Source organism: Synechococcus sp. OH2 (assembly GCF_047462155.1).
Taxonomy (GTDB): domain Bacteria; phylum Cyanobacteriota; class Cyanobacteriia; order Thermostichales; family Thermostichaceae; genus Thermostichus.
Genome location: NZ_JANSIR010000116.1, coordinates 1 through 11630 on the forward strand (window position 1 = coordinate 1; position 11630 = coordinate 11630).

The following is an 11630-nucleotide window of genomic DNA, read 5'->3' on the forward strand; positions in this document are numbered from 1 at the left end:
CGGAGTTCGTCCGGCTGCTTGAAGAGCACCACGTGCGGGCCAGCGTGCGCCAAACCCGCGGCCTGGATGGCAACGCCGCCTGTGGTCAACTACGGGGATCCTTTCTGCACGCTTCCCCCCCGCCCTTGCCTTCCCCTGGGCCAGCCCTTGGCCGTTCTTAGATGCTCAAGTTCGGAGTTTTTTTGCAGTTGCCACCGGCAGGGCGGGAGGCAGCCAAACGCGAAAATGCGTCCATCCTTCCGAGCTGCTGACGGAGATCTGGCCCCCCATGTGCTCCACCAGTTGCTTGACCAGGGCCAGCCCCAGGCCGGTGCCGCCGTGCTTCCAGCGATCCGACTGCGGGATGCGGTAGAACTTCTCAAAGATGCGGGGCAGCTCCGACTCCGGGATCTCGCTGCTGTTGCTGCAGACAAAGAGGATCCCTTCTCCTTCCCAGGCCACCTGCAGGTGGATGGATCCCGCGGGGGCGGTGTATTTGACGGCGTTGTGCAGCAGCTCGCGCAAGATGCGGCCCAGAGCCGTGGGATCCGCCTCAAGGGGTGGGATCCCCTCTTCTAGATGCAGTTGCAAACTTTGGTTTTTGGCCTGGGCCAGGGGCTGAACTGCCGCCACCAGATCCCGCAAATAGCGCGGCAGAAAGATCTCTTCGGGTTGGAGCAGATACTTCTCGGCTGCCAGCCGCTGCATGTCCAGCAGGTCGTTGATGAGCTCAATTTGGCGGTTGCATTCCTTGAGGGCGATGGCGAAATAGTGCTGCTGCTTCTCGGGGTTATCGCGGGCTATTTGCAACATTTGCAGGGCCATGCGCACATTGGTCATGGGGGTGCGCAGCTCGTGGGAGACGGTGCTCAAGAAATCGTCCTTGAGCAGGTTGAGCCGCTCCAATTCCTTCACCTGGGCCTGGGCCGCCTCATACAGACGGGCCTGCCGCAGAGCCAGAGCAGACAGGTTGGCCACCTGGTAGGCCAGTTGTCTCTCCGCTTCGGAAAACTCCTGCTGCCGCTCCAACAGCAACAGCCCCAGCCGCTCTTGCTTGTCCCAAAGGGAGCAAGCCAGAAGCTGTACCCAGTGCCCCTCTCGCTCCTTTTGACAACAGCAGTCGACTTCCCAAGGCTGCTCGAGAAATGCAGGGAAGTGCAGCAGGTGCCTCAGCTCGGGATCGTTGAGGTAGGCGGGATCCGCCTTCTCCGGAAACGAGCAAGCCGGGATCCAAGAGGATCCATCGGCACTGGTCAAGAAAATATGACAGCCGGTTAGGTTGAGGGCCTCGGCCAGACTCTTGACCACCTCTTCCAGGATCTCCCCCTCCTTGAGGCTGGCCACCATCTGGCCGCTGAGGGAGCGCAGCACCGCCTCAAAGCGCAAAGCCTGCTGCAGCTTGGCAGTACGCAGCGCCACCTGGGCTTCCAGCTCGCGGTTGAGGGCTTCTAGCTGCTGCTGGGCCCGCTTTTGCTCGGTGATCTCCCGCCCCACCGACAGGATCTCCACCAGTTGGCCCTGGCTGTCGAAAATGCCCTGATCCACCCAGCTCACCCAGCGGGATTGGCCATCTTCGCCGGGGTACTCCCGCTCGCTGCGGTGGTAAGGGTGCCCAGGCGTCAGAGCCGCAAGGGACTGCAGCACCGCGGCTTGCTCTTCTTCCGGGAGCAGATCCCGCCAAGGTCGGCCCAACACTTCTTCTGGGGAACAGCCAAAAAAGCGCAAGAGCGCAGGGTTGCCGTAGGTAATTCTCCCATCGGGCTGAAAGCGGCAGATCAGCTCCGTCTGCTGCTCCACCACAGCGCGGTACTGCTGCTGCTGTTGCCAGAGGCGATCCAGCAAAGCTTGTTGGTTGGTGGCCGCCTGCTGCCAAGCCTTGGCCAGGGTCTGCACCTCTTGGATAGGGCCGGGATCCACAGGGGGCCAGGCCGGGATCTCAGTGTGCACAAATTGCTCCGCTATTTGGGTAAGGCGGCGCAGCGGACGAGAGAGGGCTTCGCTGAGGAGGATCCCGGCGGCCAAAAAGCCCAGCAGCAGCCCACCCCCCAACAGGGCCGCCTGCCGAGCACTGGCATAGACAGGGGCTAAAAGGGCGTCCTCCGGGATCCCATAGACGAAGTAAAAGCCCGGCCCCCATTGATCCTGAATGGCCGTCACCTGCACCCAGTAAGGGATCCCGTCCACCCTAAGGCGCAGCAAACCTTCAGAGGCCGCCGTTGCCCAGGATCCCACCTGCTCTTGCACAGCCAGCAGCAGCGGCTGGGGAGACAGCTCCTCCCTGCCGGCCACCACCTGGCCCTCTTCATCCAGCAACCAGCTCACCCCTGGATACGCCAAGCTGACCTGCAGATCCTCCAGAAAAGCCTGCAGTTGCTGAGCCGAGAGAGCAGCCACCCAGCTGCCGTAAACCCGCCCCTCCGCCTCGGCCAAGGGCAGCGCCGCCAGGATCAGCCGCTCCGGCCTCTGATTGGGAAACTCGACAAAAAAGTTGCTCACCACCCAGGTACGGCGGGCCCCTTCCTGTTGCAGGATCCCGGGAAACCAAGACAGCCGCCGCAAATCCACAAAGCCCAACTGCCGCGTCAAGCCGGTGGGATCCCCGCTTTCCGGATCCCGCTGGCGGCCCTGGACGGATCCCGGCTTCAGGCCTGGCGTGTGGTAGGTCCAGATCGACCCACCGGTGTAGCGGCGGGCGGTTACAAACCCCCCCTCCGCTGAGACAAAGCCGATATAGCTCAGCTCGGGAAACTGCTGCAACTGGCGGGCAAAATAGGCCTCAAGCCTCTCCAGATCTTGCGGCTGAAGCGCGGTCAAATTGGGCAGTAGCTCCCACTGGACTGCCCCTTGATTGAGGGCATTGATCTGAAGGGGGGCTTGGAGATAGCGCCTGAGGTGCTCTTCGGTGCGATGGTTAACCTCACTCTTCAGGTGCTCGGCCAACTGCAGCGCCATCTGCCGGCCAGCCCGCCAGGAGAGATAGCCCACCCCGCCTGCCCCCCCAGCCACCGCCAACAGCAGCGGCAACAGCAGCGCCACCTGCAAAGGAACCGCTCGAGAAGTGAGGAAGGGCAGGCGCATTGGAGAAGAAGAGGAAAACAGCATGGGATCCCTAGGCTTGGGGCGGCTCCAGAGCTCGCTGCAAAGCGCCGAGGAGAATTTCGGCACCAATGGCCAATAGCGCCACCGGGATCGCTCCCACCAACAGGATGGCGTTGTCGTAGAGGGCAAACCCCAGCGTGATGAAGCTGCCCAGCCCGCCCGCCCCGATAAAGGCCGCCAACGTGGCGCTGGCAATGACCTCGATAGTAGCGGTTTTAACACCGGCCAAGATTACCGGCAACGCCAAGGGGATCTCCACATGGCGTAGCACCTGCGCCGGCGTCATGCCCATTCCCAAAGCAGCTTCGCGTAGAGCCGGATCGAGACTGCGGAAGGCCACATCCGTGCTGATTAAAATGGGGGGCAAGGCCAAGATCGTCAGGGCAATCGCCGCCGACTGAAAGCCAAGGCCAAAGTAGGGAATGGCCAAAAACAAAATCGCCAAGCTGGGGATCACCCGCAAGCTGCCGAAGGCATTGATCACCACGAGGGAAACCACCTGCGAGCGGGAGCTGCCAAAACCCAAGGGCAGGCCCACCAGCAACGCGATCCCCAGCGGCACCACCACCAGTTGCAGGTGCTGGAGGAAAGCTTGAACTAGCAGGTCGCTGTTGCTTTGAGCATAGTGCAAGGAGCGATCCAGGAGGCTCATCGAGAGCTACACGCAGAGTAGCTTGGTAGCCCCGTACTCAGCGCTCCGCGCCGCTAGCGCGAGTAGTGCGGGGCGGAAAAGCCTTCGAGCGACTGGAGTCGCTCGCCAATGTTATGTTGTAATCCTAAGTCAGCACCTACCCCGGTGAAAAACCCGGACAGTGCCGTAAGTCAACAAGTAAGCGGAACCTTGACGCTTTGTCTCTAGGAACCGTCTAAGGGCATCTTGACAGCGCCTTTCCGAGTCCAACTGTGGACTGCGTAAGAACCCTTCGACTTTTTTAGTCGGGGGAGTGTCAAATCCCCCCAAATCAACAGACCAACCCCGCTGTAGAGTTTGCAGTCAGCCCCTATATTTTGCCAGCCCTCTTGACTTGTTTGCTCGCTCCTGGCCTAATTCAACTCAGCCCTCTCTCCATTCCCCCTTGAGACGCCGTCTACTTGAGTTCTGGCGCCGTCGCTTTCCCCACAGCCTGCGCACTCAGGTAGCGCTGGTGATTGCCAGCCTTTCCTTTGTCCCCAACTTGGTTTTCATCCTGTCGGTGCAGTGGATCCTGCCCGGCACAGAGCTCAGTCCCGAGGGATCTCTCCTGCTGCTGTTGTGGATCCCTCTGCTGGCGGTGCTATCGGCGCTGGCAGGCTATGCCTTGTCTTCCATGCTCTTGCGGCCCCTGACGTTGCTGGCCCGCGAGCTGGCCCACCTAGAAACCTTGATCAACCAGCCAGACCGCTGGACTTTGCTGCTCCGCCCAGGGGATCCCCAAGAGGCTCTGATCCTGCGGCAAGCTTTTGCCCATTTGCTGCGCCAAATCCAAAGCGATCAAAGACGGCGGGAGGCCTTCACGGCTACCTTGGTGCACGATCTAAAAACTCCTCTCATTGCCTTTGGGCATCTGCTAAGTGCTCTCAAGCAGGAGCTCCCCTTGAGTCCCCAGGAGCGGCTGGCCCTGCTGAATCGCATGCTGGAGGAGAACCAGCGCAACCTGGCCCTGGTGCAAAAGATGGTGGAGGCCTACCGCCTAGAGCGGGGCGAGATCGCCCTGCATCCCCAGCCCTGTGATCTGGGATCCCTGGCCCGACGGGTGGCCGAACGTATGGGATCCCTGGCTCGAGAGCGGGAGATCGACCTGCAGGTGGAGGGAGAAGGGTGGGGCGCCGCCGATGAGGACGAGCTGGAGCGGGCGCTGGTGAACCTGGTGGACAATGCTTTGCGCTACGCCCGCCATGCGGTGGTGCTGACCGTCAGCCCCCGGCAGATCCAGGTGCGGGATGACGGGCCCGGCCTGCCGGCTCCCCTGGAAGATCTGGCCCAGCCCTACATCGCCCAACCCATTCACATTGCCGGCCAGCACTACCCGACCGGCTCAGGAGGTCTGGGGCTGTACATCGCCAAGCGTATCCTGCAAGCCCACGGAGGAGACTTGCGTTTGGTGGAGACGGGATCCCAGGGCACTACCCTGGCCCTGGTGCTGCCCTGATCCCCAGCCCCGCCAGAGGGAGAAAAACACCGAAGGCAGTTCCCTGCTTCGCGTTAGCGGTGTGGAGCGCTTGCAGTTCACTCGACGGGACGGCCCCGATACATCAACCGGTACTTTGCCGGTGGGGGCGCAGCCGTTTGCTCTTGGCGTTCTTCTGGTGCAACGGGCGGGGAAGGAAGGGAGCTGTCTTTTTCAGGCCGCAAACCCGCCTGCTCGAGAACCGCGTGAAGAGCTGCCGTGTCAATGGGAAAAGGCCACCTGGCTGCCTTGTAAACTTGCTCGAGGGAGTGAAGAATGTCGTCGGCTTCGGCCAAACCAGGGATCACCTCGGCTGCCCCCTGGTAAATGGCCCAGCGCCGCTCTGCCGGCTCAATGCGGCGACGGGGGTGATGAGTGAGAATCACAGGGATATCCGGAAGCCGGCTCCGACACTCTCGACAAAAGGCATAGGGGTTAAACAGCCCCGTCGTCATATCCACCACCATCAGATCCGGAGGATGAGTTGCCGACACCTCCACCAGATCTGCCTGAGGAGAAACCAGCACCACTGCATGGCGCTGAGACTCCAGCACCGACTTCCAGAGCTGGGCCTGCCAAGGCTGACCCTGAGCCACCAAAACGGTCTTGGTCACGGTGAGCAGAGATAGGTGAGCAAAAGGGGAAGGGGAAACCTGCACGACTTAACGGCTCGCCTCAGTTCACAACTTTGCCTAGGGCGCAAGCTAGCATTTCCAATCAAGAAGAAACAGTAACTAGCTATACAGGTAGTGTTGGGCCGACCCCGCCGCTCGGGTAGCTGAAACTCCACCAATTTGCGGCAGATTTTTGGGTACAGTTTGTCCGGCAGCTTCAGCGCTTGCCTTGCTCGGGCAAACCAACCTCAGCTTTCTCTTCGGTTTCGGATCCCAGCTCGGCCTGTAAGGCCTGCCACTCCTCTGGGGAGAGGGAGTGAAGTTTCTCTTGGATTTGCTGCCTCTCAAAAGCGGCCCACTGGGCCTTCAGGGTCATTTCCCTGCTCAACACCCGCTTCAGGTAGCCCACAGTCCAGCCCAGGCACCCCAGCAGAAACACCACGCTTGACACCTGCTGCGCCGCGCCCGTATCCAAGCCGGCCCAAAGCAACAGCCCGTAGAAAAGTCCTCCCCCCAAGAGCAGGGCTAGGCCAATGCCGAGAACATCCCGTCTGCGCATAGCTGGTAGGTTGCAGAAGGGCGGGCTCTAGAGCGAACGCGGCTTGGGCCGAAACGTCATGAAGGGAGCCACGAGCACCATACCGGGGAAGAAAAACAAAACTAGGAAAAACATCAACACCTTTTCCCAGGCACCGCTGTAGTTCCAGCGCTTGTCCACGTACACCAAAAACAAGAACGGCAGCACCAGCAGGTAGAGAACTGCTAGGGCAGCATAGGTCAAGCCAATGAGCGTTGGGGTCGAAAGCATCTCCAGTTGCCTCAAATTAGCCTGTGCCAATCCAGCCCGCATCGGGGTTACATTACAGCATTGTAATAGCGAATAAACTTGTCGGCTTAGCCGGCTCTTCGCCTTATGGCTATAAACTCGTGCTGATGGCCCCGACAGGGCAGGTAGAGATGCATTGTTCGCACATAACACAGCGATTACGCAGAAACTCCAGTTTCCAGTCAGGAGCGGCAATCTTCAGCGCCTCGGTGGGGCAAACGCCTGTACACAAGCCGCAGTCCACGCACGAATCTGGGTCGATCTGAATTTCTTTGGCCCGCTCGGCCACCTCAATGCCTAAAGACTGCACCCACTCCAGACCTGCCTCCACCTGGTCGATATCTCCCGAGAGCTCCACCACCAGGGTGCCCACTTCGTTGGGGGTTACTCTGGCGCGGACAATGTTGGCGGCTACATCGAAGTCTTTGGCCAGACGATAGGTGAGGGGCACATTCACCAAGTGGCGAGGAAAAATCAGGGTCACTCGTTTGCGCACGGATTTGACTTGCGTATCGGAGGTGCGGTGACTCTTCCAGTATGAGTATGCCAAGGCCGACTGCCAAGTTTGGCCATGCCGCAAGTGCAAAATCTCCTCCTCACCGCCAGAACAGATGGGATCCGCTCCCAACACCGTCTGCCCCCAGGTTGGGAACTACGAAAGGCGCCCCACAGCCTGCCACAATAGGGGCAGAGCGTCTTCGATTCCCATGAACTCAGCCCGGCCCCGACTCAACTCCGAGCACTATCGACAGATGTTGGTGCGCGATGGCGAGCGCCGCTTCCGCGAATGGCACACCGCCTTTCTCAACTACCAGCGGCAGTTTTTGCAAGAGATGAAGCGACTGCAGCTCCGTTCTTCCTCGAATTGCTAATTTCCTTCGGTAATGCCTACGCCCACCCCTTTGCACCTGCTGCCGATCTGTTCTGAGCCTGATCCTTCCCTCCGCCAAGAAACTTTGGAATTGTTGGAGTGGCCCCGCCTCTGCCAACACTTGGCCAGCTTTGCCGCCACACCCCTAGGCCGCCGCGCCTGCCTAGAGCTGGATCCCTGGCGGAGCCGCGCCGAGAGCGAGGTCTGTCTTGATCAAACGGAGGAGGCCATCCGGCTGGATTGCAGCCAGCCGGGGGGGGTTTCTCTGGACGGGATCCACAACCTGCTGCCAGCCCTGGAACGGGCCGAACGGGGGGGCATTCTGAGCGGGGAAGAGCTGGTGCAGATTGCCACAACCTTGGGGGCTGCTCGCCGCCTTCGCCGTCTCATCGATGCTGACGAGCGCCTGCCCCGCCTGCAGGAGTGGGTGAGCACACTGCGCACCTATCCTGAGCTAGAGCAGGAGATCTTCCGCTGCCTGGATGAGCACGGCGAGGTGAGAGATAGCGCCAGCCCCGCGCTTGCAGACCTACGCCGTCAGCACCGCCAGTACCGCAACCAGATCCAAGAACGCCTACAACAGGTGATGAGCCAGCACCCCCAGGCGCTGCAGGACACGTTGATTGGCCAGCGGCAGGGGCGCTTTGTGCTGATGGTGAAGGCCACCCACCGCGACGTGATCCGGGGCATCGTCCACGACAGCTCTGCCAGTGGGGCCACCCTCTATGTGGAGCCCTACGCTGTGGTGGAGCTGGGCAACCGGCTGCGGGAAACCCAGGCCCAGATCCAGGCGGAGGAAGAGCGAATCTTGGCGGCGCTCTCTGCCCAGGTGGGATCCGTGGCCACCGATCTGGAGCATTTGCAGGCGGTGCTGGTGGGGCTGGAGGTGGCCTTGGCCCGTGGCCGCTACAGTCTTTGGTTGGCGGGCAATCGCCCCCAGTTTGTCCCGGCAGGATTGCGCCTGCGCCAAGCTAGGCACCCCTTGCTTCTGTGGCAGTCTCGCGAGGAAGGCAAGGGCCCGGAGGTGATCCCGATTGATTTCACCCTCTCCGAGTCCATCCGCGCCGTGGTCATCACCGGCCCCAACACCGGTGGCAAGACGGTTGCTCTGAAGACCTTGGGGCTATTGGTGCTTATGGCCAAGGCGGGGATCTTCCTGCCTGCCCAGGATCCGCCCCAACTGCCCTGGTTCGACGGGGTCTATGCCGACATCGGCGACGAGCAATCGCTGCAGCAAAGCCTCTCCACTTTTTCCGGGCACATTCGCCGCATCAGCCGCATCGTGCAGGCTTTGCAGTCAGACCCGGCGCCGGCCCTTGTTCTGCTGGACGAGGTGGGGGCGGGCACGGATCCTAGCGAGGGTGCGGCCCTGGCGGCTGGGCTATTGGAGTATCTCTCGGAAAAGGCCCTGCTTACCTTGGCCACCACCCACTACGGCGAGCTGAAGGCCCTCAAGTACCAGCACCCCGGCTTTGAGAATGCCTCGGTGGAGTTTGACGAGGCCACTCTAGCCCCCACCTACCGCCTACTGTGGGGGATCCCTGGTCGCTCCAATGCCTTTGCCATTGCCCGGCGGCTGCACCTGGAGCCGGAGATTCTGCGGCGGGCGCAGCAGCATCTGCAGGGGGAAAGCCAGGTGGATAAGGTGATCGCGGGGCTGGAGGCGCAACGGGCCCAGTTGGAAGAGCGGGCCGCCCAGGTGGGATCCCTGCACCAAGAGCTGGAAACCCTGTACCGCCAAATGCAGCAGCGCAGCCGGCAAATGGCTGAGCGAGAGGCGCAACTGGAGTACCAGCAGCGACAGGGGCTGCAAGCCCTCTTGGCCGCTGCCCGCCGAGAGGTGGCCGCCGCCATCCGCAAGTTGCAGCAGGGGGACAATCCCCAGCAGGTCGCTGCTGAGCTGGAGCAGATTCGCGGGCACTACTCGCCGCCGTCGCCGCCCGTTGAGACTGAGTTCGTGCCGGAGGTGGGGGATCGGGTGCGGCTGAGGGGCCTGGGGCAGACGGGGGAGGTGATTGCCGTCGAAGGGGATGTGTATGTAGTGCGCAGCGGCATCCTCAAGTTCACGGTGCCGCGGGGCCAGTTGGATCCCATCGATGAACATCAGGCCAAACAGCGCCAGCGCCCCAAAGCTCCTCCCTCCCCTCCGCCCACCACTGCTCCCCTGAACCTGCGCACCAGCCGCAACACCCTTGACCTAAGGGGGAAAACTGTAGCCGATGCCGAGGCGATTCTGGAACAGCACTTTGCCCAAGCCCCTCCTGGCCCGGTTTGGATCATCCACGGCCACGGCACGGGACGCCTGCGGGCCGGCGTCCAGGCCTACCTCCAAAATCACCCGCGTGTCCAGAGGTTTGCCCCGGCGGATCCCCAGGATGGGGGTACGGGCGTAACGGTAGCCCACCTGCGGTGAGGCTGAGCGGCTTTCGGCGGGCTGGCTCCAACATTACCGAGAGCCTTGTCCAGTGTGATGAAGGTCTCTGACCTTCCCTCCCCCTTTGGCAGAGGGGCAGACGGTTTCAGACTTGACTTTGGAGCGCCGCTGTTGAGGTGACAGGCTGGGATCCCGCTTGGCGGTGCCGACTTTGCCAAAGCCAGTAGGCGCGCAGCAGTTGGCTATCTCCAATTAACTTGAGCATCACCGCCACCGTCGCACTGGTCCAGCCGAGGGGGCCGAAAGTGGCACCTGCTGCCGCCAACAGGGCCAACCCGGAAAGATTCAGCCCCAAGCCCTGTACCCCCATCCACCAAACGGTCTCACGCTCTAACATTGGCCAGATCCTAGAGGAAGAATTGGATAGCCCTACTCTCCTAAATTTGAGGCGGGATGGGGATATGGCCAAGCCTCAGCCTAGATGCCCAAAGCTGCATGCTTCGGGGGGCGTTATGTCCATAGCGCTTAGCCACCTAGCCCATCCACTCCTGCAATCGGGCCAGAGCCAGCCGCTTTTGCGTTGCAGAGCGGACGCTGCCCTCCGTTAGCCGGTTGAAGCCATGCACCAGCCCCTTGCCTCCCAGCGCTACCAGAGTGACCCGATGGGTTTGCCCCGGCTCAAAACGCACCGCTTGGCCGGAAGGGATGTTGAGGCGCATGCCAAAGCTGGCGGCGCGATCGAACACCAGGGCTCGGTTGACCTCGAAAAAGTGAAAATGGGATCCCACCTGAATGGGCCGATCCCCCCGGTTGGTGACCTCCAGCGTCACAGTGGCCCGCCCGACATTGGCTTGGATGGGATCCTCTGCCAGCAACAGCTCTCCCGGGATCGGGGCTGGTTCAGGGTCGGCAGCAGGTGTGGCTTTGGATTTGCGAGCCATATGGACAACCTCCTGAAGTCTCTGGGTCTTTGGGAGATCCTTAGAAAGCAGCTAGCGAATGGGGTGGTGAAGGGTCACCAGCTTGGTTCCGTCGGGGAAGGTTGCCTCTACTTGAATTTCCGGGATCATCTCCGGGATCCCTGGCATCACGTCCTCTCGGCTCAGCCACGTCAGCCCTTCACTCATCAACTGAGCAACGGTTTTCCCTTCCCGCGCCCCCTCCAAGATGGCTGCGCTCAGGTAGGCCACCGCCTCGGGGTAATTGAGTTTGAGGCCCCGCTGCCGCCGATCCCGAGCTAACTGGGCGGCCAGGTAGATCAACAGCTTGTCTTTCTCCTGGGGGGACAAGTACATGGAGCAACCTCGAAAGATACAAAACGATACAGAACAGACAGCAGCAGGCTCACTTAGCCTAGAGTTGACTTAACACTTTAGTACCACCTCTGGGCGAAAAAAGGCTGCAGAGGCTACAGGGTGTTTCGCTTTTCTTGCCAAACCAAGAGCTTCCACCTCTTTCCACCTCTGCCGTTGCTACTTTCCGCCCCTGCAACCCATGATGAAAGAGTAACAATAAAGTTAAAAATAGAAGTAAAACTTTATCCGATCCTCATTTAGCCCTAGCTTGGTTGACCTGAGATCCATTGGCTAATTCCCCTTAGCAGGTGTTGATTGGGTTCTTTTGAGCAGCCATGAAACTCGAACTGACTCCCAGACAACGGAAGATCCTGTGGGCAACGGCAGAGGTGGAAAGAGGTGGAAGCTCTTGGTTTGGCAAGAAA

Annotated in this window: 12 protein-coding genes; 3 read left to right on the forward strand and 9 right to left on the reverse strand. The window is 61.0% G+C overall.

Translation table 11 applies throughout. The features are described from left to right. Positions 1-165: 165 nt before the first annotated feature. A complete protein-coding gene (locus NW835_RS12340; RefSeq protein WP_414415441.1) occupies positions 166-3081 on the reverse strand; it encodes an ATP-binding protein in 2916 nt (971 codons plus the stop codon). A 7-nt stretch (positions 3082-3088) separates the two neighbouring features. Next, positions 3089-3730, reverse strand: a complete 642-nt coding sequence (locus NW835_RS12345) for an ABC transporter permease (RefSeq protein WP_414365241.1) — start codon at positions 3728-3730, stop codon at positions 3089-3091. Between the two features lie 424 nt (positions 3731-4154). Between NW835_RS12345 and NW835_RS12350 the strand changes: the two genes are divergently transcribed. Then, positions 4155-5207, forward strand: a complete 1053-nt coding sequence (locus tag NW835_RS12350) for a sensor histidine kinase (RefSeq protein WP_414365239.1) — start codon at positions 4155-4157, stop codon at positions 5205-5207. A gap of 77 nt (positions 5208-5284) precedes the next feature. Here the strand turns inward: NW835_RS12350 and NW835_RS12355 are convergent, their stop codons facing one another. The 4 genes from NW835_RS12355 to NW835_RS12370 form a co-directional block, all read right to left on the reverse strand. Beyond that, a complete protein-coding gene (locus NW835_RS12355) occupies positions 5285-5884 on the reverse strand; it encodes a response regulator (RefSeq protein ID WP_414415442.1) in 600 nt (199 codons plus the stop codon). 172 nt (positions 5885-6056) lie between these two features. After that, complete coding sequence (locus NW835_RS12360; RefSeq protein WP_414359467.1) at positions 6057-6398, reverse strand: DUF3007 family protein; 342 nt, start codon at positions 6396-6398, stop codon at positions 6057-6059. Between the two features lie 27 nt (positions 6399-6425). Next, positions 6426-6647, reverse strand: coding sequence for an NAD(P)H-quinone oxidoreductase subunit L (gene ndhL, locus NW835_RS12365; protein WP_414365233.1), 222 nt, complete (start codon positions 6645-6647; stop codon positions 6426-6428). Positions 6648-6756: 109 nt separating this feature from the next. Continuing rightward, positions 6757-7161: an NIL domain-containing protein gene (locus NW835_RS12370; protein WP_414365231.1), complete on the reverse strand. Its 405-nt coding sequence runs from the start codon at positions 7159-7161 to the stop codon at positions 6757-6759. Between the two features lie 211 nt (positions 7162-7372). Here NW835_RS12370 and NW835_RS12375 point away from each other — a divergent pair, with 211 nt between their 5' ends. Both NW835_RS12375 and NW835_RS12380 read left to right on the forward strand, forming a co-directional pair. Then, a complete protein-coding gene (locus NW835_RS12375) occupies positions 7373-7537 on the forward strand; it encodes a hypothetical protein (RefSeq protein ID WP_414365230.1) in 165 nt (54 codons plus the stop codon). 45 nt (positions 7538-7582) lie between these two features. Further along, entirely contained in the window at positions 7583-9949 is a 2367-nt protein-coding gene (locus NW835_RS12380; protein WP_414415462.1) for an endonuclease MutS2, read from the forward strand. Between the two features lie 106 nt (positions 9950-10055). On the opposite strand, the gene NW835_RS12385 is transcribed toward NW835_RS12380, so the two are convergent. From NW835_RS12385 to NW835_RS12395, 3 genes are all read right to left on the reverse strand, one after another. Then, complete coding sequence (locus tag NW835_RS12385; RefSeq protein WP_414365228.1) at positions 10056-10307, reverse strand: hypothetical protein; 252 nt, start codon at positions 10305-10307, stop codon at positions 10056-10058. Between the two features lie 136 nt (positions 10308-10443). Further along, positions 10444-10851 carry an urease subunit beta gene (locus NW835_RS12390; protein ID WP_414365226.1) on the reverse strand — a complete coding sequence of 136 codons (408 nt, stop codon included), beginning with the start codon at positions 10849-10851 and terminating at the stop codon, positions 10444-10446. Between the two features lie 51 nt (positions 10852-10902). After that, positions 10903-11205, reverse strand: a complete 303-nt coding sequence (locus tag NW835_RS12395; protein WP_414365225.1) for an urease subunit gamma — start codon at positions 11203-11205, stop codon at positions 10903-10905. Positions 11206-11630: the final 425 nt, after the last annotated feature.